The sequence below is a fragment of the Nocardia aurantiaca genome, from assembly GCF_009708175.1.
GTDB classification, from domain to species: domain Bacteria; phylum Actinomycetota; class Actinomycetes; order Mycobacteriales; family Mycobacteriaceae; genus Nocardia; species Nocardia aurantiaca.
The window spans coordinates 200,957-223,496 of the sequence record NZ_WMBB01000008.1 but is presented as its reverse complement, the minus strand read 5'-3'; the positions used below and the strand labels follow the sequence as shown (position 1 = coordinate 223,496).

Here is a 22,540-nt window from a genome sequence, read left to right as displayed (position 1 = left end):
GATGGCCACTGGGGTGGGCCTGCGTATCGCGGACGACGAATCCGTCGTTGCCGTGGTGACAGGCGATGACGCCACACTCCCGGTCCACTACACCGTGCGCGAGTCCGTACTGCACATGTCCGACGACGGCGACGCCGTGCTGGGCGGCGAGGCGCCGGAGGGCTATACCCATTCCATCCGCGGCTTCGTCGGCGCCGTCGGCGATCCGGCCGGGCTGCCGGTGGACGACGGCGAGGCGTATCGGGCCGAGGACCTGATGGCGACCGCGGTCTTCTGTCTCATCAGTCAGGCCGCCGAGCACCTCAACGGTCCGGCCGAGTTCTATTTGGCTCACCCGACCGGCTGGCCCGACGACCATGTGCGGTCCCTGCGCGAGGCTCTCGATTATCTGGGCCTGAAGTCGGTGGTGCTGGTCAGCGAGCGCGACCTGCCCCAGGCGGACGCGGAGACCGGGAAGACCCTCGCCTACCAGGCGGCCCGCGCCGCACTGGCGGCGGTGCTGTCCACCCCGGCGGGCCTCACCCCGCCCGATGCCACCACGGCGGCCGAGAACGCCGCCGACGTCACCGATGTGCTGCCTGCGCTCAAGTCGTCCGAGCCGCTGGCCCAGGCGTATTCGGCCGCGGTCCCGGCCGTCACGGCCGCCGAGCCGGCGGTCACCCGGGCGATAGCGGACGTTCGGGTCACGCACGCGCCGCGCGTCAATCGCGGCCCGTACATCATCGCGGCGGCGGCCGCGATGATCGGTTTGCTGCTCGGTGGCTTGGGGGTGGCGGCGGTGTTGCGCACCGACGACGATTCCACGCCCGGTCCGCCGCGCGGCGAGGTGCGCTCGGAGCCGGTCGCCACCGCGGGGGTGGCCCCGCCGCTGCTGCCACCCACCGGTTCGGACAATCCGACCGCGGCCGCGCCGCCCGCCGATGCCGCCGACGCCCCGGTGACCTCGGACCCGCCGACCACCACGCCGCCCCCGACCACCACGCCCGATCCGGCTACCACCACACCGAGCCCCACCCGCACGACGCCGTCCACCACGACACGCCCGTACCCGCCGATCTATCAGTACCCACCGGCGCCGACCTTCGAACTGCCGCAAGCTCCCGTGCTGCAGGACCCGTGGGGAATGAATCCGCGCTGATTTCGTAGAGACCTTCCGTGGTTTGTGCCCTAAAGTGGTGCGCTGACCGACCTTCCGGAAGGTAACCGGATCCTTGGTCTGCTGGTGCACTACGAAGGGACTCCATGCGCAAGTTCATGGCGCGCCGCGCCACGGTTCGAGCAGCCACCGTCGCTTTCGCCTCGACCGTCCTTATCGGCCCCTTGCTCAGCACCGCCACCGCGGACCCGGCATCCCCGGATCAGCTTGCCGCCGACAAGCTTCCGGCCGAGCTGGTGACCGCCATTCAGCGCGATCTGAAGATGACGCCCGCCGAATACCTGGACCGCGCGGCCAAGGCCCAGCAATTGCGGGACTACGCAACGGAATTCCGCAGCCAGCGGCCCGAGGACTTCGCCGGCGCCTGGCTGGGCACCGACGGCAAGCCGGTGCTGGCCGTCACCTCGCTGGACGCCGCCAAGGTCGCCGCCGCAGACGGCTACCAGACGCGGCTGGCCCCGATCAGCGCCGACAGCCTGGAGAATTCGGTCGATCAGCTCAACCAGTGGATCACCAGCCTGCCGCGCGAGATCTCCACCGCGATCAATTCGGTCGCCATCGACTTCCTCAACAGCCAGCTGGTGCTCAGCGTCGCGAACACCCCGGCCGGGCATTTGCTGAATCTGCCCACCCTGATCGCCAATATCAAGGTGATCCTGTCCCCGAACTCGGGCGGCCCGGTGGAACGGCGGCCGATGGGTGGCGACACCTACATCACCGCGCCGACCCCGCTGGCCGATTCGTCGCTGCACAGCGTGGATGTGTGCTCATTCGGATTCAACAGTGTCGATTCGTCCGGCAATGCGCTGAACATCAGTGCCGGGCATTGCAATCCGAATGTGGACAAGGGCACCTCCGCGGACGTGTACCTGCCGAATGTCAGAAACCTGTTGTCCAGCCCGAAGGTCGGCAGCTTCGTCTCCTCGAACCTGGGCGGGCGCAGCGCGCTGGACTATTCGGTCATCAAGCTCAATGACGACGCCGTGAAGTCGGGCATGGACCAGCCGTCGGTGCGCGGTGCCAACGGCACCACCCTGACCATCACCGGTGTGGCCGACCCGATCACCGGCGCGCCGGTCTGCAAGTCGGGTCAATCCTCCACGTTCACTTGTGGTTTCGTGGTGGCCGACCGGGTGGAGACCCAGCTGTTCACCGCGGAGGGCCAGTCGAAGACGGTGCGCGGCTTCGCCTCCAGCGCCTGCACCCTGGGCGGTGACAGCGGCGGCGCGATCGTGACCGGCACGCTGGCGCTGGGCATCACCAGTGGTTCGAATGCGGCCGACGCGCCGAACTGCAACGAGGCCAACACCGCGCTGGCGCAGTACGGTGGCACCGCGTCGCTGGGCATCCCGGTGCGCGCGATTCTGACCGATATCGACGCCAATTCCGGCGGCGGCATCGGCAGCGGAATTCAGGTCCGGACGCGTTCCAACGCCTGACCGATTCGCGCCGACCCGCGGCGTTTCGCGGTCCGTTACGGCGGACCGCGAAAATCGGACACCTTCTCACACGTGATTCCTGCGCGCCCGCTGTTTGCCGCGCGAATACCGAAAAGTCATCTCACAATAAGTAGGCATAACGAGCCCGACACCATATAGTCGGCTCATGCTCCTGCCACGTTTGCGCCTTTCCATGCCTGCCGTGGGCCGACGCCCACGCTCCCTTGTCCGTACTGCGGCGATCGCGGCCACCACTGTGCTCGTCGCTGGACCCCTGGCGGCGAGCGCGCACGCGGAGCCCGCGACACCCGCGACCCCGGATCTGCCCACCGAACTGGTGGCCGCCATCACCCGCGATCTCAAGATCTCCCCGCAGGACTACCTGCAGCGCGCCGACATCGCGCAGAAGGTGGCCACCTTCGCCACCACCGCGCAGCGGCAATTCCCGGGCGTCTTCGGTGGCGCCTGGCTGGATGAGACCGGGAAGGCCATCGTGGCGCTGGCCCCCGGCGACAATCTGGACCAGGCTCGCAAGGCGGTCCAGGACGCCGGCTTCACCGCCAAGGACGTCGCCAAGAGCGAGACCACGCTGCGCGGCGAGAAGAACGCCTTCCAGCAGTGGCTCAAGGATCAGCCGGAGTCGGTGTCCAAGGCCATCCGGGGCGTGGCCGTCGACACCCTGAACAACAGCATCGCGGTGCGGGTGGACAAGCCTGATCTGCCGCTGCCCGGTTTCGTGGACCCGGCCCGCGTCATCGTCATGACCGCACCGCCGGTCGGCGGCGAGGGCCAGGACGTGCCGAAGGCCGCCGAGATCGCCGGCGCCGGTCCGCGCACCATGGCCGCCGGTGAGGCCTACGCCTCGGTGGCCGGCCGCATGTCGCTGCGCTGCTCGCTCGGCTTCAACGGCACCGACGGCAACGGCAACGTGGTGAACATCACCGCGGGCCACTGCAACCCGAACATCTCGGCCACGCCCGGCGCCAACTCGCCCGGCGTCTACCAGCTGGTCGGCGACAGCCTGGGTCCGCAGGTGGGCGCCTTCCAGAAGTCGATCCTGGGGAACCAGGACTACTCGATCGTCGGCATCAACGACCAGTTCCGGGACAGCTTCTCCAACCCGGTGGTGAACGTCCCGGGCGCGGCCCCGGTCAACATCACCGGCGTGGCCGTGCCGGTGGTCGGCGCTCCGGTCTGCAAGTCGGGTGCGCGCACCGGCTTCAGCTGCGGCGTGGTGAACGCCGTCGACCAGACCGTCCAGGTCGGCGACCGCCTGCTCACCCAGTCCTTCTCCGCCAATATCTGCGCCCTGCCCGGTGATTCGGGCGGTCCGCTGGTGACCGGCACGCTGGCCCTGGGCATCTCCAGCGCCTCCTCGGTCGCCGACTACCCGGTCTGTGAGATCCCGAACCTGATCGGCCTCATCACCGGCAACACCCCGCAGCTGTTCGCGCAGCCGGTGAGCACCGTGCTCTCCGACAACCCGGGCCTGCGGGTCCGCACCATGTAATCTCGGCACCCTCGAAAAGGCCGGTAGCTCAACAGCTGCCGGCCTTTTCGGCGTTCGGCCAAGGGGCGGTACCCGCGAAGCCCTACCGATTGCGATGCGGCACTGGAAGTTCGCGTCCCGCCTCGGTCCGGACTGCGCTCCGACTCTCAGCGTTCGAAGCGGGCGAGCGAATGGCTCCATAGACCTGCGCCTCGACCGCGAACCCGCCGAAGCGAAGCGGAGGCAGACAATACAGTTATGTGTTTGGTGTTACTCGGATGGCGGGCACATCCGGAGTATCGATTGATCGTCGCAGCCAATCGGGACGAGTTCTTCACCCGCCCAACGGAATCGCTGCGGAACTGGGACGAGGTGCCCGGCCTGCTGGCGGGCCGGGATCTGGGTGCGGCGGGTCCGGTGCCGGGCACCTGGCTCGGCCTGCTGCCCGATCGGCGCCGTTTCGCGACGGTCACCAATGTGCGCCGGCCCGGCGACTTCCGTCCCGACGCCCGCTCCCGGGGCGCGCTGCTCATGGATTTCCTGCGCGGCGATCCGGCCCCGGAGAGATTCGTGCGCGGAGTCTCCGCCGCCCCTGACGATCACAACGGCTGCAACCTGGTGGTCTCGGATCTGGAAACGCTGTGGTGGCACAGCAATCGGAGCGATCGGACCCCGCGCGAACTGTCACCGGGCTTCCACGGCGTGTCCAACAGCGCGCTCATCGGCTCCCTGACGCTCGATGGCGATGTCGCGACGGGCACGGACGATCCGGCGTGGCCCAAGGTCCGCACGGGGGTGCGCGCCCTGGCCGCGGTGGTCGCGGCCGATCCGGGCGCTGTGGACGGCTATCTGGCGGTGCTCGCCGACCGCACCCCGGCCGCCGCCTCCGAGTTGCCGGACACCGGACTGGACCGACCCACCGAACGCGCCGCCTCGGCGCGCTTCGTCAACCATCCGGTCCACGGAACCCGATGCAGCACAGTCCTTCTGGTGCGCGAGGACGGCAGCTACGTGATGACCGAGCGCACCTTCGCGCGCTTCGGCCGCCACCGCGCCACGGTGTCGTTCGACGGCCGCCTCGACCTGCCGGCCTGACCATTTCCCGGAAAGCGTTCGGCCCGCCCCATGTACGGGGCGGGCCGAACGGTCCTGCGTACCGGGGCCGAAACCCCGGCGGTTACTCAGTTCTGCGTGACCGGAGCGGTCTTGGTGGTCTCGGCCCACTTGCTGGTGCCGTCCGGCGCCTGCAGGGTCTGCAGCAGCTCTATGCCCGCGCCGATCAGGGTCGGGCCACCCGCGGCGATGGTGCCGAGGATGCCGCCGATGCCGGCGCCCGCGACCAGGCCCGGGACACAGCCGGCGACGAAGGTCACCACGCAGCCGATAATCGCGCCGAGCGCGGTGCCCACGAAGCTGCCGATGCCGATGGCCAGACCGAACTGGGTGGAGAAGTTGCTCATCGCCTTCTGGTTCTCCGTCGCCGAGGCGATCGGCTTGGCGGCGAGCACGGTGGTGCCGGGCTGGAAGTCGGCCGGCTTCTCCGGGACGACCTCGAGCACCTTGCCGTCGTCCTTGACCTCCGACTTGACCGGGATGGTGGTCCCGTCGGCGTCGAACTTCAGCGGGAAGGAGATAGCGGTCGCGCCCTGCTGATCCTTGACGTTCACCACCGTGACCTTCGGGTCCTCGGGCGTGGCGCCGTCCTGCTGGGCGAGCTCGAAGGTGCCGTTCTTCAGGGTGGAAACGATGGTCTTGCCGTCGACCAGCTTGGTGGAGTAATTGATTCCAGCAGGCTGTGCGGGAGCGTCATCGGCGTGGGCGGTCGTCATCCCAATGGTCATTGCGCCGATGACCAGGGCAGCAGCCGCAGTGGTACTGCGAAGCTTCATTCGGTTGGTATCCAATCCGTCATCAGGTATATCCGCTGTGCGCCTCTTCGCCACGCGAGGCCCGGCTTCCCTCGGGCCATGCCAAGCGCTAGGACGAGTCCTCCCCGAGCATGTGAAGATGCGCACAGCTGTCGGACAGCGAGAGCCTAGTCGATCACCCTACGATTTGCGAGATTCGTTTCTTTCTGCTGGACACCGGGTTTCGAAGTAAGCCTGCCCTTGGTTACCGCATTGATTTGCCGGGATTTACGGTGTGGGAAACCCTGGACAGCTAAGTTACTGACGGGTAACTTACTGTCCATTAGGATACGGGCAACTCGAGGCTGAACCAGGCTGCCTCGCGAAACGCTCGTAGAACCGTAAGAGAGGTCGCGACATGAATGCCCTGACAGTGACTCTGGGCACGATTGGGGCGGTGTTCACAGTCTTCTGTTGGGCATCGTTCATCGGAGGCGTGCGGAACATCGCGCGCACCGTCATGGTCGGGCAGTCCGCGCCCGATCGGTGGCGGCCGTTCTTCCCACGCTTCAAGACCATGATCGTGGAATTCCTCGCGCACACGCGCATGAACAAATTCCGCACGGTCGGCTGGGCCCACTGGCTCGTCATGATCGGCTTCCTCGCCGGGTTCATCCTGTGGTTCGAGGCGTACGGTCAGATCTTCGACCCCGAATTCCACTGGCCCATCGTCGGATCCTGGGGCATCTACCACCTGGTGGACGAAATCCTGGGCATCGGAACGGTTGTCGGCATTCTGGTGCTGATCACCATCCGCCAGCTGAATCACCCGCGCGTGCCGGAGCGTGTATCCCGTTTCAGCGGTTCGAGGTTCGCGCCCGCGTACATCATCGAGGCCATCGTCCTCGTCGAGGGTCTGGGCATGACCTTCGTGAAGGCGGGCAAGATCGCCACCTACCACGAATCCCACACCTGGAGCGATTTCTTCACCGAGCAGGTGGCCAAGCTGCTGCCCGAGTCGGTGATCATGGTGTCGATCTTCGCGTTCATCAAGCTGATCTCCGGCGCTACCTTCCTGCTCCTGGTCGGTCGCAATGTCACCTGGGGTGTCGCGTGGCACCGCTTCGCCGCGTTCCCCAACATCTACTTCAAGCGTGAGGACGACGGCTCCGTCGCCCTCGGCGCGGCCAAGCCGATGATGTCGAACGGCAAGCCGATCGAGATGGAGACCGCGGACCCCGACAACGACACCTTCGGCGTCGGCAAGTTCGAGGACTTCTCCTGGAAGGACATCCTCGACGTCACGACCTGCACCGAGTGTGGCCGCTGCCAGTCGCAGTGCCCGGCCTGGAACACGGGTAAGCCGCTCTCGCCCAAGCTGCTGATCATGTCGCTGCGCGATCACGGTTACGCCAAGGCCCCATACCTGCTGGCCGGTGGCCGCAAGGACATGGGCGGTGACGAGATCGGCCTCGTGGACGCCGAGGGCAAGCCGAACGAGCGCGCGCTGGCGAAGATCTCGGAGGCCGCGCGGGCCGAGGCGGAGCGTCCGCTGGTCGGCGGCGAGGACGTGGGCGGCGTCATCGATCCCGAGGTGCTGTGGTCGTGCACCACCTGTGGCGCGTGCGTCGAGCAGTGCCCGGTGGACATCGAGCATGTCGACCACATCATCGACATGCGCCGCTACCAGGTCCTGATCGAGTCGGAGTTCCCCTCCGAGCTGGCCGGTCTGTTCAAGAACCTGGAGAACAAGGGCAACCCCTGGGGCCAGAACGCCAAGGACCGCCTCAACTGGATCTCCGAGCTGGACTTCGAGATTCCGGTGTTCGGCAAGGACGCCGACAGCTTCGACGGCTACGAGTATCTCTTCTGGGTCGGCTGCGCCGGCGCCTACGAGGACCGCGCCAAGAAGACCACCAAGGCCGTCGCCGAACTGCTCGCGACCGCGGGCGTGAAATTCATGGTGCTGGGCCAGGAGGAGACCTGCACCGGCGACTCGGCGCGCCGCGCGGGCAACGAATTCCTCTTCCAGCAGCTGGCCATGCAGAACATCGAGCTGCTGAACTCGGTGTTCGACGGTGTCGAGCAGTCGAAGAAGAAGATCGTCGTCACCTGTGCGCACTGCTTCAACGCGCTCAACAACGAGTACCCGCAGGTGGGCGGCACCTACGAGGTCGTGCACCACACCCAGTTGCTGAACCGCCTGGTGCGCGGCAAGCAGCTGATCCCGGTGTCACCGGTGGCGCAGAACGTGACCTACCACGACCCCTGCTACCTGGGCCGGCACAACAAGATCTACAACGCGCCGCGTGAGCTCATGGAGGCCTCGGGCTCGACCCTGGTCGAAATGCCGCGTCACGGCGAACGTTCCATGTGCTGTGGCGCCGGTGGCGCGCGCATGTGGATGGAAGAGCAGCTCGGCAAGCGCATCAATATCGACCGCGTGGACGAGGCGCTCGACACCTTGAAGGGCGGCAATGAGCCGTCCATGATCGCCACCGGCTGCCCGTTCTGCCGCGTCATGCTGACCGACGGCGTCACCGCCCGCAAGGACGGCGGCGAGGTCGGTCAGGGCGTCGAGGTGGTGGATGTCGCCCAGCTCATGCTGCAGGCCATCGACCGCGTCGAGCCGGCCCAGCTGACCAGGAACCTCGAGGTCATCCAGCAGCCCAAGCAGGCCGAGCCGGAACCGGCCGCGGCGAGCCGCGAATCGGATACCGCGAAGCCCGAGCCCGTCGAAGCCGCGGTCGCCGAGGCCGCGCCCAAGGCCGCTCCGGCCGGTGGCGGCCTGGGCATGAAGGGTACCGCCAAGGCGCCCGGCGGCAAGGGTCTGGCCATGAAGGGCGGGCTGAAGGCACCGGGCGCGAAAGCCGCCGCTCCGGCAGCTGAGGCGCCGGCGGCGTCCGAGGCCACGGAGACCTCGACTCCGGCCAAGGGTCTGGCCATGAAGGGCGCGGCCAAGGCGCCCGGCAAGGGTCTGCAGATGAAGGGCGGATCGAAGGCGCCGGGTGCGAAGGCCCCGGCCGCCGAATCCGCTTCCGCCGCTGCGGCTCCCGCCGAGGCTCCCGCGACGCCGGCCGCCAAGCCGGGCGGGCTCGCCATGAAGGGCGGCCTCCAGGCGCCCGGCGGCAAGGGTCTCCAGATGAAGGGCGCCGCCAAGGCTCCGGGCGCCAAGCCCGCCGCCGAGGCCGCTCCGGCGGAGACCGCCCAGGCTCCGGCCGCCGAGGCGTCGGCCGCATCGGCTCCGGCCGCCGAGGCCAAGCCGTCCATCCCGCCCAAGGGTCTGGCCATGAAGACCGGCCTGAAGCGCCCCGGTTCGAAGGCTCCGGGCGCCGCGGCCGCCGCTCCGGCTCCGGAAGCGCCTGCGGCTCCGGCCGATTCGGCTCCGGCAAAGGCCACTCCGGCCCCCGCCGCCGAACCCGCCCCGGCCGAACCGGCCGCGTCGGAGGCTCATGGCGCCTCCGAGGGCAATGGCGCTGCCAAGCCGCCGACCGCGAAGCCGGGTGGCCTCGGCTTCAAGTCGGGCATGAAGGCTCCGGGCCGAAAGAACTGACGCCCGAACCGAACTGACGAGGGCGGCGCCACCCACCGGGTGACGCCGCCCTCGCCGTTTCTCCATATTCGGCCCGACTGCCGATTTCATGCCCCCGACCAGGCGTTTCACTCCACGCTTCACCCGCCGTTCCAGCGTTATTGGCTAATCTCGGGCAACAAATCCGGCGCGGGTTCGCCATACTGCAAGGTATGACGGATGCGCGGGCGGTGCGGGTCGAGATCGGGGTCGAGTCTCTGAGCGGGGTCCGGATCGCCGAAAAGGCGGGGGTCGCACGGGTGGAGTTGTGTTCGGGGCTCACGGTCGGAGGACTCACGCCCGGGCCCGCGCTCATCGAGGCGGCCGTGGAGGCGGCCGGGCACACCCAAGTGCACGTGCTGATCCGGCCGCGCCCCGGAGATTTCCGCTATTCCGCCGACGAGGTGGCGCTCATGCGCGCCGATATCGAGCGGGTGCGCGATGCGGGAGCGCACGGGGTGGTGATCGGCGTCCTCGACGAGGACGGGCACGTCGATCCGGCCGCGAACACCGAACTGCTGGCCGCCGCGGACGAGCTGGAGGTCACCTTCCACCGCGCGTTCGACGTGTGCGCGGATCCCTACGCGGGCTTCGATCAATTGCTGGAGCTGGGCTTCACCCGGCTGCTCACCTCCGGCCGCCAGGTCTCGGTGCTGGACGGCGCGTCGCTGATCGCCCGACTGGTGACGCTGGCCGACGGCCGCATCGACGTGATGGCCTGCGGCGGCCTGCGCGCCGACAATGCCCGGCGGGTGATCGAGCTGACCGGGACCCGGGATCTGCATGCCGCCGTGCGCATTCCGGTGCCGGGCCGCCCACAACCCGATTCCGAGGTCTCCTTCGCCGAATTCGGGGCGCCCACCGGCTTCGACCATTTCGCCACGGATGCCGACGGCGTCGCGGCGCTCTGCGAGGCGGCTCGGTCGGCGCTCTGATCATCACCGCGAATATGGTTCCGCCGCTGGGATTTCCCGCTTCGTGGACCTCCCGAAGCGCGTTCGTGGTGAGGAAAGAGAGGCGTGCTTCCTCGGAAACACGCCCCTCGCGGTCTCTTTCGCTCAGGATCAGGGCCGGGAGTGCCGTCCGCCGCGCGGCGGCTCGGACGGCGGCCACCCTTGATCCTGCTGCCACCCCTGACCCGATGACCACCCCTGATCCCGCGGCTCCTGATCCGACCACGGCTCGCTCGGATTGAACCACGAGGAGGTCGTGTACTGCCTCTCCTCCGGCGGGTTGGGATTCGGCTGCACCACACCGGTTCTCGGCACCGTCGGCGGCTCGCCATCTCCTGGCGCGACCGGATGCGAGCCGGTGCGCGGCGCGACCCGCTGCTCACCGGTACGCGGCCCACTTCCCTGATCGACCGGCCCGCGCATCACCGGCTGCGATCCCGTGCGCGGGCCGTTCGGATCTCCGCCGTGACGCACCACCAGCTGCGGCCCCGTGCGTGGCGCCACGGATTGCTCTCCGGTGCGCGCCTGCCCGGCGCGGCGGGCCGCCGGTTGCGCACCGGGGCGCGGGGCGCCGGGCTGTCCGCCCGGACGGCGCTGCGGATTCCGTTGCGGTCCAGCGTTTCGCGGCCGTTTGCCGCGGGCACCGGCCGGTTCCGGTTTCGCGCCCAGCGGTCGGGCCAGCAGCACCGCGATGGCGGTGGTCAGCGGCACCGACAGGGCCAGCGCGATACCGCCGACCGCCGACCGCGCGATCTCGATGCCCACCGCATCGCCGGTCAGCACGTCACGCATGGGCCGTCCGGCGACGCTGAACAGCAGCAGCAAGGGCAGCGCGCCGCCGGCATAGGCGAGCACCAGGGTGTAGACGGTGCTGGCGATGTGATCGCGGCCGACCCGCATGGCGGCGGCGAAAATACTGCGGCGGTTGGCCTTTTCGTCCAGCGACGCCAACTCGAAGGCGGCCGAAGCCTGGGTGATGGTGACGTCGTTGAGCACACCCAACGAGCCGATGATGAATCCCGCCAGCAGCAATCCGGTAATGCTCACGTGCTGGATATAGGCGGCGACATTGGTGTTCTGCTCTTCGGACAGACCGGTCAGGTGGGTGACCTTCAGCGACGCCCAGGACAGCGCCGCCGCCAGCACCATCGAGGTCAGCGTGCCCAGCAGCGCCGAACTGGTGCGCAGATTCACCCCGTGCGCCAGATACAGCACGGAGTACAGGATCACCGCGCCCGCGACCAATGCCACCGGTATCGCGGGTTTTCCGTCCAGGAGCGCGGGCAGCAGGAACATCACCAGCACCCCGAACGCGATGACGAGTCCGATCAGCGCCCGCAGTCCCCGCCACCGCGCCACCGCGATGATGACCACCGCGAAGACGATCCCGATGATGCTCAATGGCAATCCGCGCGCGAAGTCGTCGAACGAGTAGATGGTGACGCCGTTCGGATCCTGCGGTGTTTTCGGCACCGTCTGCGGCACGATCCGAATCTTGTCGCCGACGTTCAAATTGGGCTGATCCGGAGTCGGCGAATTGACGAAGATCGTCCAGCTGCCCTTGTCCGCCCCGGAGTCGATCGCGACGACACTGCGCTCGCACTGCCGCTGTGCGGCGGGCAGCAGCTCCGGCTCAACGGTGAAGACCTTGCCGTTCGAGACGTCCCCGCACGGCCCGAGATCCTGTTTGACCACCGTCCCCGCCTCGGAGTGCACCGCACCCCCGCCGCCGTTCTGCATGGGGAGCGGAATGTCGATGTGCTGCGCACTCGGCCACAGCCAGATCATGCCCACGATCACCGCCACACCGATCACCGCCAACACTCCGACGACGACTCGGGCGGCATTCGCCCCGATGGCGATGGGTCCGGAGTGGTCGTGATGGTGGTGATGATGATGCTGGTGATCGCTCACGCGCCGAGCCTAAACGAAAACCATTTCTGACATCCTGAGAGGTTCTCGCACCCCGCCTCCCCGAGACTTCGGCGGACGACCCGAGATGCGTCGCGGGTTTCGTACCGGCGCCGACGTTTGGTTTCGAACCGATCCCGGGGGTACCCGGCGGCTTACCGAATCTCGCGAAATCAGTCGTCGCCCGCTCTATCGCTTCCGGATTCTGCGGCGAAAAGTGTGGGAGGGGCGGCGGAGAGCAGGGGGATGTCTCCGCCGCCCGGGGTCAGCGGCCCAGGGGGGGTAGGCCGGCTGAACCAGGGCCGGACGGCCCAGGGGGGGTAGGCGGTCCGGCCGGGCACTCTGAGTGCCGAGGACCACTGTACACAAAAGACGGTTCTTTGCGCTAGCTAAGTCTCTAAAAACCCAACTTTTTCGTACCAATGGTTTGTTTTAGCCAGGGCCTCACCCATGCCACGGCCCCCGAGAGTCCGTGTCCGCTACTGGACAAACGATATTGGCGCAGGTCAGCAGGGTTCACAGCAATCCCTATGAACCCTACCGCCAAATATTTCCGGCCGGAAGTTACTGCCGGTAACTTGCCAGGAAGTTGCCGAACCGTTCGATCGCGACCGCCAGATCACGCGCCCACGGCAGCGTGACGATGCGCAGATGGTCGTGATGCGGCCAGTTGAACCCGGTCCCCTGCACCATCAGGATCTTCTCCTGCAGCAGCAGATCCAGCACCAGCTTCGAATCATCGTGGATCTCGTGCACTTCCGGATCCAGCCGCGGGAACGCGTACAGCGCGCCGGTGGGCTTCACGCACGAGACGCCCGGAATCGTATTCAGCTTCTGCCAGGCCACATCCCGCTGCTCCAGCAGCCGCCCACCCGGCAGCACCAGATCCTCGATGCTCTGATGTCCGCCCAGCGCCACCTGAATCGCGTGCTGCGCGGGCACATTCGGGCACAGGCGAGTGGAGGCCAGCAGGTCGATGCCCTCGAGGAAGCCGCCCGCGTGGTCCTTGGGCCCGGTGATGACCACCCAGCCCGAGCGGTAGCCCGCCACCCGGTACGCCTTGGACAGGCCGTTGAAGGTGAGGCACAGCAGATCCGGCGCGAGCGTTGCCAGCGATACGTGCTTGGCGTCGTCGTAGAGGATCTTGTCGTAGATCTCGTCGGCCAGCAACAACAGCTGATGTTTGCGGGCGAGGTCCACCACCTGTTGCAGCACCTCGGCGGAGTACACCGCGCCGGTGGGGTTATTGGGGTTGATCACGACAATCGCCTTGGTCTTGTCGGTGATCTTGGATTCCATGTCGGCGATGTCCGGCTGCCAGCCGTTGGACTCGTCACACAGGTAGTGCACCGGGGTGCCGCCGGCCAGCGAGGTCATGGCCGTCCACAGCGGATAGTCCGGCGCGGGGATGAGCACCTCGTCGCCATTGTCGAGCAGCGCCTGCATGACGATGGTGATCAGCTCGGAGACGCCGTTGCCCAGGTAGACGTCGTCCACATCGAATTCCGGGAAGCCCGGCACTAGTTCGTACCGGGTGAAGATTGCCCGCCGCGCCGACAGGATGCCCTTCGATTCGCTGTAGCCCTGCGCGTACGGCAGCGCCGCGATCATGTCGCGCATGATGACGTCCGGCGCGTCGAATCCGAACGGCGCGGGATTGCCGATGTTCAGCTTCAGGATCCGATGCCCCTCGGCCTCCAACCGTGCCGCGTGTGCGTGTACCGGCCCCCGGATCTCGTAGAGAACGTTCTGGAGCTTGGTGGACTGTTCCAGAACGCGGGGGGACCGATGCGGTAGGTGACTCGAAGGGCTCACCCGAACAGTATCTAATCCGCCCTTCGCTTCGCGCCGGGCGGGTTCGCGGCCAAGGCGCAGGTCCATGGAGCCGGAGGTCTCGATTCTTCCCTCCCGCACTCCTGCGAGGCGCAGGTCCATGGAGGCGTTCGCTCCCCCGTGACAAGGCGGAGGTCTCTGCGAGCCGCAGTCCGGAATCGAGCGCTCCACCCTCGGGCTCGGCCGCGAACCTCAGCGCGGTGCATCGGGAGGTAACACGCTCCTCGCGGCGCTGGAGCCGCAGAAGTCCTCGATCCTTTCGTCCAGGTCATGCGCCTCGCCGGCGTCCCGGAACTCCGGGCTCGCCAGCCGTTGCCGGACGGCGCTGAGCCGTTCCTCGAGTTGCGCGATGCGCTTGTCCTCGGCAAGCTCCAGGACCGGTTCCAGCGCGGCGGCGGCGCCGTCGAGGCTGCCGTTGATCAGGTGCGCCGCGGCATTGTCGACGCGGGCCAGCGACTCCGCGCCGTAGGAGCGCTTGTCGGTGGGCCCGTTCACGTACAGGTCGATGGCCCGACTGGTGGCTTCCAGCGCGGGCTGGGCCTGGCCGAGGTGGATGTAGGTCGCGCCGGCGTAGTAGTGGCTCTTGGGCTGGTCGAACCCGAAGACCCCGCCGACGTCATCGTGCAGGGTGTCGCTGGATTCGCCGTCGCGGGCTTCGTCGGCGGCGCGGATGCAGCGCTCGGTCTCGGCGGTGCTGCCCAGCCGCGACCAGATGCGGGCCTCGATATTGAGCAGCCGCACCCGCGAGGTCGCGGATTCGGCGTAGCGCTGGCCCCCCTGGGCCAGCAGCACCGCGCGGCGCGGGCGCTCGGAACGGTATTCGATGAGCGCCTGCATGCCGCGGGTCCAGGCGCGCAACGGATCGTGCTCGCACAGTTCGGCGTAAGCCCAAGCGGCCCTTGCCTGTTCACCGGCCGCATCGAAATAGCCCAGATCCGTACTGGCATTCGCCAGCAGACCGGACAAAGCACCCGCCAAAAGGTAGAGATGCGCCGTATCCGACGGACGCTGATGTCCCTCCAGCAACCGGTACACCCGACGCCGCACCCGCAGCATCTCCACCATCATCGGCACCGGCGGCATGTGCACGTAATCGTTGGCGATGCGCGTGACATCGGCATCGAGCTGCTCCAGCAGGGTCGTACCCACATTGGTGCTCTCGGCCCTGCCGGCGTGCTCGCTTGCTTCGTGGGCAGCCGCCATGATCAGATCCCTCTCCGAAATCGCCGCTAACGCATCGCCTCTCATCGCACCCGTATCGACGAGTGCCAGCAGTTCCGCGTCGCTGGAATAACTGGCCTGCGCCGGCATCGCGTTCCACACCTCGGAACCGCCTTGGCGCACATCGAAACCGGGAACGGCGGGGCGGTCGATCAAGGGCTGGTCGATCAAGGCCGCGAACCGTGCCCGCACAACATCGTCGGACCTGGCAAGGGAAGTATCGAGGGCGGCCTGATTGATGGGCCGGGGATGCACCCGCTCACCCCCGGCCTCCCATTTCGAGACCAGTCGTTCGTGCACACCGAGATGCGCGGCGAATTCCCGGATACTCATGCGTTTGGCATCGCGCAGGGCCCGGGCCTCTTTGCCTGACCAGTGCCGGACCACGGTGCCATCCCTTCCGAACGAACTCCGAACTCCAGGGTACGAGCGGAAGGTGGTCGCGGCCACAGCCGAAACCTTCTCGGTACCAGGCGTTATACGTACCGGTAATAGTGGCGGTGGAAAGGCAGCGGAATGCGAGTGTGCGGGCGTTCTCACAGCGCCCCTCCACACGCGACCCTGGTGACAAGGGGAAGGAGGCGGGGATGTGAACGCGGACAGACTCACAACAGTCGGGGACTGGGTCTCCTACTACCGGCACGAGTTCGCGCTGCCGGTCACCGAACGAGGGGGATTCGTCATGCTTCCCGTCACCACGCAGATCGGGGTGGTGCACCTACCGGTCGGGACGGCCGAAAAGGTACGCGGCGCACTGCAACAGCAACGGCGCGGCGGACCCATACTGGCTCGGCATATCCGCTGGAGCTTTCTGGCCGAACCGGATTCACGGCCCGGCAAACAGATCATGGAGGCACTCAACCGGCTCGATATCGGCATTCCCGTCGTCGGCAGCGCTGTCATGCTTCCCACCGGCCTCGGGCGCTGGACGCGCGAGGGCTGCCACTGGGTGACGCCGCCCGCCCGCGACTCCAAACTCCCACCCCTGTCGGCAATCATCACGACAGCTCTGGCGGTGGGAACCGGAAGCGAGGACTGAACGCAGCCGATCCTCGCACCGGCGCCGCACGCGCCGGCCCCAGCCGAGTCCGCCCCCATCCTGGCAGTCGACGGGGCGGACTCGGTTCGACTCTCGAAACGGCCGGGGGCTGCGCCCCTTCGCGGAGGACTCGAGTCCGGCCGACCGCGCCCCGCTCGGGAGTGCCCGGCCTCGTTCGCGACCCGCTGCCGACTACTGTCGGGGCCACGCCCGCAACAACTTTCGGGCCATGGTCGGGTCAGCGAGCTTGCTGTGCCGGGGCGGGCGGGAAGAGCGGGGGCAGGGTGGGCACGACCACGGGCGGGAGGCCCGGGATGATCGTGATGGTGTTGGGGCCAGGGGTGGGCGCGGGGGCGGGAGTCTCGGTGGTGGTCGAATAGGCCTGCGGCGGGGGCGCGGCCAGGGATTCGTTGGTGGCGTCGGTGGTGGTCGGGGTCGCCGTCGCGGATTCGGCGGAAGCGCGGGTGGTGCTGACCGGAACCGAGCTGGTCACGGCGTCCTGCCGTTGCGAATCATGGGTCAGCACAAGGGGTCCCCAGCCCAGGGTGATGCCGATGGCGGCCACCACGACGAGCGCGCCGACCGCCACCCCGGCGAGGCTGACCTCGCGGCGGCGGCCGAACTTCTCCGCCGCGCTCGGAGTCGCCGGCCAGGACTGGGCGGGCTTCGGGGGTTGGGGTGCGGCGTCCTCGCGCGGGGCCGTGAGGAAGGGCGCGGGCGCGGGCCGGTGCATCACGGGGCGCGCCAGCATGGCCGCGCCCCGGGTGACCACGGTGTCCGGGGCGGCGGGCACGATCACCGGGACGCCGAGCCAGCGCCGCAAAACCCTTGCCACCAGCGGAATCTGGGCGCAGCCACCGAGCAGGGCGACCGCTTGCACGGGCTGCTCGGAACGCAGGATGACATCGCGGGTCATCCGCGCGGAGGATTCCACGGCCAGCATGATCAGCGCTTCGAAGTTCTCCTGCGACAGCAGCACCAGGCCCTCGGTCGAGGGCAGCGCCACCGCGCTGCTGCCCGACAGCTGCTCCTTGGCCTCGCGGCACAGTTTGTCGAGTGCGATGAGCCCGGTGTGGTCCGGCGGATGGGCGATTCGTCCGGATGCGATCTGCTGTTCACGGATCAGCGCGTCGAGGTAATCGCCGCTGATATCGCTGGTGCGTTCGCTGAAGCAGACCTGCCGGGTGCTGGTGTCGACCACGGTCACCGACAGTCCGGACGCACCCAGGTCATAGAGCGCGACCGTGCCGAAACCTTGCAGCTCACCGGAGTATTCGAGGAATTCCAGCGCCGCCACCACGTCGGGCACCAGCTCGTAATTGGTGAACTGCCGCCGCGCCAGCTCGGCCCGGATGGCCCGCGCGTGATTCTCGTCCCGGTAGGCGATGGCGGTGGCGCTGATCCGTGAGTCCGCGGCGAGCACCGCCCCGACGGCGTCGGCGACCAGTTCGTCGACCCGGCGCTCACCGACCGGCACCGCCTGCACGTCGAACGCGTCCGGCGAGCCGTCGAATCCGCTGCGTGCACGGCCGTATCGGGGCTGCGGCGGCACGCCGAAATTGCGGGCGCCCTGCTCGGCGGAATCACCGGTGAACGGGCGTGCGACGCGAACCGCACCCGTCCCCACCGAAACTCCCAGAACCGAACTCATTTGCAGCCCATCTCGTTCACACACACCGTCGCCGCCACCTTACGACGTACCGAGCCATCCGTACACCCGGCAGAACCGGCCAGCGGGCGGCGTATTCGCGCCACCGACCCGCGGTCAACTGTCCAGGCAGCGGCCGATTTCCGCCGGACGCACGATAGAAACCGCTACCCCGGAATACCACTCATTTGCGCACGGGAAAATTCAGATAGGCCCGCGATGGCGTCGGCCCGCGCTGACCCTGATATTTCGAGCCGGCGGCGGCACTCCCGTACGGGTGCTCCGCCGGACTGGTGAGCCGGAATAGGCACAGCTGCCCGATTTTCATGCCCGGCCACAGGGTGATCGGGAGATTCGCCACATTCGACAGTTCCAGCGTGATGTGCCCGCTGAATCCGGGATCGATGAAGCCCGCGGTGGAGTGCGTCAGCAGACCCAGCCGGCCCAGGCTGGACTTGCCCTCCAGACGTCCGGCCAGATCGTCGGGCAGCGAGCACACCTCGAGCGTGGAACCGAGCACGAATTCGCCCGGATGCAGCACGAACGGCTCCCCCTCCGCGGGCTCGACCAGCGTAGTCAGCTCGTCTTGCCGCTGCGCCGGGTCGATATGCGTGTAGCGGGTGTTGTTGAACACCCGGAACAGACTGTCCAGCCGCACATCGATACTCGACGGCTGCACCAGTTTCTCGTCGAACGGCTCGACCCCGAGACGACCATTGGCGATTTCCTTACGGATGTCGCGATCTGAAAGCAGCACGGTGACATTTTGCCCTCCGCTTCGCTCCGGGCGGTTCGCGGCCCCGAAGGTCTCGTTCTTCCCTCCCTCCGCTCAGACCAGAACGAGACGGGCCGCGAACTTTCGGTGCTGTTCGGTGCCTGCGCTTCGCTGCGGGTTTTCCGTGCTCTAGCTGGGGGTTTTATTCGCTGCCTCGGTGATCTGGTTGGGCTTGCGCAGTCCCCAGGTGACGTGGGCTTCGGCGCGCATGCGCGGCACCATGTGTGGGTAGTGCAGTTCGAAGGCCGGGCGCTCGGAACGGATGCGCGGCAGTTCGTAGAAGTTGTGCCGGGGCGGCGGGCAGCTGGTGGCCCATTCCAGGGAATTGCCGTAACCCCATGGGTCGTCGACGGTCACCACTTCGCCGTAGCGGTAGCTCTTGAAGACATTCCACACGAACGTGACCATCGAGAATCCGAGGATGAACGAGCCGATGGTGGAAACGGTGTTGAGCGTGGTGAATCCGTCGCTGGGCAGGTAATCCGCGTAGCGGCGCGGCATGCCCTGATCGCCCAGCCAGTGCTGCACCAGGAACGTGGTGTGAAAGCCGAGGAACGTGGTCCAGAAATGCAGTTTGCCGAGCCGTTCGTCCAGGAGTCGACCCGTCATCTTCGGGAACCAGAAGTAGATGCCGGCGAAGGTGGCGAACACGATGGTGCCGAACAACACGTAATGGAAGTGCGCCACAACGAAATACGTGTCCGACACATGGAAGTCCAGCGGCGGCGACGCCAGGATGACGCCCGAGAGTCCACCGAACAGGAAGGTCACCAAGAAGCCGATCGACCACAGCATCGGGGTTTCGAAAGTGAGCTGACCGCGCCACATGGTGCCGATCCAGTTGAAGAACTTCACCCCCGTGGGCACCGCGATGAGGAAGGTCATGAACGAGAAGAACGGCAGCAGAATGGCTCCCGTCGCATACATGTGGTGCGCCCACACCGCGACGGACAGCCCGGCTATGGCGAGCGTCGCGTACACCAGCGTGGTGTAGCCGAACAGCGGCTTGCGGCTGAACACCGGGAAGATCTCGGACACGATGCCGAAGAACGGCAGCGCGATGATGTACACCTCGGGATGGCCGAAATACCAGAACAGGTGCTGCCAGAGGATCGCGCCGCCGTTGGACGGGTCATAGATGTGCGCACCCAGGTGACGGTCGATCGCCAGCGCCATGAGCGCCGCGGTCAGAATCGGAAACACCAGCAGCACAAGGACGCTCGTCACCAGGATGTTCCAGGTGAAGATGGGCATCCGCCACATGGTCATACCCGGGCAGCGCAGGCAGACCACGGTGGTGACGAAATTGACGCCGCTGAGGATCGTGCCCACGCCGGAGACCGCCAGGCCCATGATCCACATGTCCGCACCCACACCTGGCGCGTGCGGCCCATCGGACAGCGGTACGTACGCGGTCCAGCCGAAGTCCGCCGCCCCGCCAGGGGTGATGAATCCGGCGGTAGCGATGCTCGCCCCGAACAGATACAGCCAGTAACTCAGCGCGTTCAAGCGGGGAAACGCCACATCCGGCGCGCCGATCTGCAAGGGCAGCACCGCATTCGCGAACCCGAACACGATCGGTGTCGCATAGAACAGCAGCATGATCGTGCCATGCATGGTGAACAGCTGATTGAACTGCTCGGGTGAGAGGAACTGCAGTCCGGGCCGCGCCAGCTCCGTCCGCATCAGCAGCGCCATCAGGCCGCCGACCAGGAAGAACGTAACGGCGGTGAACATGTACATGATCCCGAGCACCTTGGGATCGGTGGTCGTGAGCGCCTTCCACAGGAAGGAACCCTTGGGTCCCGTCCGCCGTGGATATGGCCGCACAGGCTCGAGCTCCGGGACTTCACGGGCGGGCACCGCGGTCATACGTCCTCCTCGACCGCCGAGCAGGAGCACCGAACCAGCGCCAGCAAAGATTCAGCGCATCCAAACTTCCTGTGGTGGACGGGTTTTCGACCCTGCGGGCCAGTCTACGACCACCCGTGGGCGGAACCAGCCGCTTCTGCGAAAGAGAGTCGCGGTCTTCGGCGCGTCGCCGCCGACACGTGTGGGGGCCAAGCCCCGCACCCCTCAGCCGCCGACACGACAACCTTGGGCGGCTACGCCCCCGGGCCCCCGAAGGAAATCAGGCTCGGGGACCCCGTCCCGAACATCCCGGGGATCTCACGGACCACGGCTCGGCCCTCGGCGGAAATCGTGGACCGCTATTCGGCCCCCGACTCGGCGACGCCACACGACGAGCGCGACCTGCGGGGAGATCAATGAAGTTGCACCGGAAGAGAAGGGGTCTGATAGAGTCGCGTGCACAAGCAGGACCGCGCCGGTGTGGTGTAGTGGCAACACGCTACCTTCCCAAGGTCGAATTGCGGGTTCGATTCCCGTCACCGGCTCCAGCCAGAAGCCCCGTCCGATAGACGGGGCTTTTCGCATGTCAGCGCGCTATTTCACGCATTCGGCGGCACTGCGCTCGATTGCCTTGCCGGCCTTGACCAGATCCTCGGCGCCGTGACCGACCTCGGCGGGGTCGGCGCCGTCCTCCCCGATGCCGGGCCGATCCCGGTCGATTCAGAGAATGCGCACCGGCACCTGGGAGTTGAGAAGTGCGGACCGAAAACCGCGGGCCGCCAAGGCCCGCTGGCCGCCACGACGCCGTCGCGGCGCAGCGGTCACTCCTGCTTGAGGCAGTCGGTCACGATCTTGTTGGTGGCCGCACGCGCCTTGTCGGCGTCGTCCTTGCTCATACCCAGCGACTCCGGATCGGTTGCGGCGGCGGTCTTGGCGTCGTTCTTGATCATGAGACGCAGTCCGGACTGCGAAATACCCTGGTCCACATAGATCTTGGCGGCGCAGTCGGCCAGCTTGGCGTCCTTGAGGCCACCGTCCTGCAGCGCCTTGGACACGTCCGCCTGGCTGATATCGGCGGGCTTGTCGCTGCTGCTGCCACACGCGGCGAGCAGGGGTAGCGCGACGAGCGCGGCGGCCAACAGGGAAATACGCACTGGTGCCTCGACTCTCATGATTCGACGGGAGATATGCCGCAGGCACCCTCTCACAGATCCATGGCGGCGCGCAGCGCTGTGTCGATTCGCTCGGCGGTCTCGCTGTCGACGGCGGCGACGCGCTCATCCAGCCAGCCGCGATAGATGCGGCCCAGATTGCCGGCGTGTACCCAGCCGTGGCCGGGAATGGGCACGGCCAGGATGTCCTGGGGATCCTCGGCCTCGACCTCGGCGGCGATCAGCCAGGGACGCGGCGACTCGTTGATGCCGTCGCTCGAGATGAGGATGATGGTGCGGGTTCGGGTGTTGCCGTGCGGGTGGTAGACCCAGAGTTCACCCCTGCGCACGCAGCTCCTTCTCGGCGGCCAGCATTTCCGCCTCGTCGGCCATGGCGAGTTCGACCGGATCCCGCACCGGGCGGCAACCGAGCCGCACGGCTTCGCGACGCGCGGCGCGAGATATCCACGCCGACGGCGACATGCCCGCGCGGGCAGCGGCGTCCTGCGCGTAGGACCAGGCCGCCTCGTCCAGCGAGAGTGTCACTTTTCGGGTTGCCATACCTTTTATCGTACCTCCGCAGCAGCATTTTCCATCCTGTTGGCGATACGTCAACGACTGTAGGGTGAGACGCGCAGAACCAGGCCAGGGGAGTC

16 protein-coding genes, 1 tRNA gene and 1 pseudogene are annotated in these 22,540 nt (G+C 67.3%); 8 read left to right on the top strand and 10 right to left on the bottom strand.

Features of this window, described 5'->3' with window-relative positions:
• The first annotated feature begins 1 nt into the window (after nucleotide 1).
• From GLP40_RS18770 to GLP40_RS18755, 4 genes are all read left to right on the top strand, one after another.
• A complete protein-coding gene (locus tag GLP40_RS18770) occupies nucleotides 2-1,138 on the top strand; it encodes a hypothetical protein (RefSeq protein WP_154789223.1) in 1,137 nt (378 codons plus the stop codon).
• 104 nt (nucleotides 1,139-1,242) lie between these two features.
• Nucleotides 1,243-2,595 carry a S1 family peptidase gene (locus GLP40_RS18765; protein WP_154789222.1) on the top strand — a complete coding sequence of 451 codons (1,353 nt, stop codon included), beginning with the start codon at nucleotides 1,243-1,245 and terminating at the stop codon, nucleotides 2,593-2,595.
• A gap of 166 nt (nucleotides 2,596-2,761) precedes the next feature.
• Nucleotides 2,762-4,105 (top strand): S1 family peptidase, encoded by a 1,344-nt coding sequence (locus GLP40_RS18760; RefSeq protein ID WP_230329694.1) that lies wholly within the window; start codon nucleotides 2,762-2,764, stop codon nucleotides 4,103-4,105.
• 237 nt (nucleotides 4,106-4,342) lie between these two features.
• Nucleotides 4,343-5,179 (top strand): NRDE family protein, encoded by an 837-nt coding sequence (locus tag GLP40_RS18755; RefSeq protein WP_154789221.1) that lies wholly within the window; start codon nucleotides 4,343-4,345, stop codon nucleotides 5,177-5,179.
• Nucleotides 5,180-5,265: 86 nt separating this feature from the next.
• Here the strand turns inward: GLP40_RS18755 and GLP40_RS18750 are convergent, their stop codons facing one another.
• The gene (locus tag GLP40_RS18750) at nucleotides 5,266-5,973 is read right to left on the bottom strand and encodes a hypothetical protein (protein WP_154789220.1); all 708 of its coding nucleotides are present in this window, start codon (nucleotides 5,971-5,973) and stop codon (nucleotides 5,266-5,268) included.
• Between the two features lie 376 nt (nucleotides 5,974-6,349).
• On the opposite strand from GLP40_RS18750, the gene GLP40_RS18745 reads away from it, so the two are divergent.
• Nucleotides 6,350-9,484, top strand: coding sequence for a (Fe-S)-binding protein (locus GLP40_RS18745; RefSeq protein ID WP_154789219.1), 3,135 nt, complete (start codon nucleotides 6,350-6,352; stop codon nucleotides 9,482-9,484).
• A gap of 191 nt (nucleotides 9,485-9,675) precedes the next feature.
• Nucleotides 9,676-10,437, top strand: coding sequence for a copper homeostasis protein CutC (locus GLP40_RS18740; RefSeq protein WP_154789218.1), 762 nt, complete (start codon nucleotides 9,676-9,678; stop codon nucleotides 10,435-10,437).
• Nucleotides 10,438-11,076: 639 nt separating this feature from the next.
• Here the strand turns inward: GLP40_RS18740 and GLP40_RS18735 are convergent.
• From GLP40_RS18735 to GLP40_RS18725, 3 genes and pseudogenes are all read right to left on the bottom strand, one after another.
• A pseudogene (locus tag GLP40_RS18735) lies at nucleotides 11,077-12,369 on the bottom strand (YibE/F family protein); the annotation flags it as partial.
• 561 nt (nucleotides 12,370-12,930) lie between these two features.
• Nucleotides 12,931-14,181 (bottom strand): pyridoxal phosphate-dependent aminotransferase, encoded by a 1,251-nt coding sequence (locus tag GLP40_RS18730; protein WP_328290352.1) that lies wholly within the window; start codon nucleotides 14,179-14,181, stop codon nucleotides 12,931-12,933.
• 210 nt (nucleotides 14,182-14,391) lie between these two features.
• The gene (locus tag GLP40_RS18725) at nucleotides 14,392-15,960 is read right to left on the bottom strand and encodes an XRE family transcriptional regulator (RefSeq protein ID WP_328290351.1); all 1,569 of its coding nucleotides are present in this window, start codon (nucleotides 15,958-15,960) and stop codon (nucleotides 14,392-14,394) included.
• A gap of 49 nt (nucleotides 15,961-16,009) precedes the next feature.
• Between GLP40_RS18725 and GLP40_RS18720 the strand changes: the two genes are divergently transcribed.
• On the top strand, nucleotides 16,010-16,459 hold the full coding sequence (locus tag GLP40_RS18720; protein WP_230329693.1) for a hypothetical protein: 450 nt from the start codon (nucleotides 16,010-16,012) through the stop codon (nucleotides 16,457-16,459).
• Nucleotides 16,460-16,697: 238 nt separating this feature from the next.
• Here the strand turns inward: GLP40_RS18720 and GLP40_RS18715 are convergent, their stop codons facing one another.
• From GLP40_RS18715 to ctaD, 3 genes are all read right to left on the bottom strand, one after another.
• Complete coding sequence (locus tag GLP40_RS18715; RefSeq protein WP_154789217.1) at nucleotides 16,698-18,110, bottom strand: Hsp70 family protein; 1,413 nt, start codon at nucleotides 18,108-18,110, stop codon at nucleotides 16,698-16,700.
• Between the two features lie 181 nt (nucleotides 18,111-18,291).
• Nucleotides 18,292-18,864 carry a dCTP deaminase gene (gene dcd, locus GLP40_RS18710; RefSeq protein ID WP_328290350.1) on the bottom strand — a complete coding sequence of 191 codons (573 nt, stop codon included), beginning with the start codon at nucleotides 18,862-18,864 and terminating at the stop codon, nucleotides 18,292-18,294.
• A gap of 147 nt (nucleotides 18,865-19,011) precedes the next feature.
• Nucleotides 19,012-20,754 carry an aa3-type cytochrome oxidase subunit I gene (gene ctaD / locus GLP40_RS18705; protein WP_154789216.1) on the bottom strand — a complete coding sequence of 581 codons (1,743 nt, stop codon included), beginning with the start codon at nucleotides 20,752-20,754 and terminating at the stop codon, nucleotides 19,012-19,014.
• A 453-nt stretch (nucleotides 20,755-21,207) separates the two neighbouring features.
• Here ctaD and GLP40_RS18700 point away from each other — a divergent pair.
• A tRNA-Gly gene (locus tag GLP40_RS18700) sits at nucleotides 21,208-21,281 on the top strand.
• A gap of 273 nt (nucleotides 21,282-21,554) precedes the next feature.
• Here the strand turns inward: GLP40_RS18700 and GLP40_RS18695 are convergent.
• From GLP40_RS18695 to GLP40_RS18685, 3 genes are read right to left on the bottom strand one after another with little or no spacing between them, the layout of a single operon-like run.
• Nucleotides 21,555-21,905: a hypothetical protein gene (locus tag GLP40_RS18695; RefSeq protein ID WP_154789215.1), complete on the bottom strand. Its 351-nt coding sequence runs from the start codon at nucleotides 21,903-21,905 to the stop codon at nucleotides 21,555-21,557.
• Nucleotides 21,906-21,937: 32 nt separating this feature from the next.
• Nucleotides 21,938-22,234 (bottom strand): hypothetical protein, encoded by a 297-nt coding sequence (locus tag GLP40_RS33915; protein ID WP_230329692.1) that lies wholly within the window; start codon nucleotides 22,232-22,234, stop codon nucleotides 21,938-21,940.
• The gene (locus GLP40_RS18685) at nucleotides 22,221-22,445 is read right to left on the bottom strand and encodes a hypothetical protein (RefSeq protein WP_154789214.1); all 225 of its coding nucleotides are present in this window, start codon (nucleotides 22,443-22,445) and stop codon (nucleotides 22,221-22,223) included. The genes GLP40_RS33915 and GLP40_RS18685 overlap by 14 nt, the downstream gene beginning before the upstream one ends.
• Nucleotides 22,446-22,540: the final 95 nt, after the last annotated feature.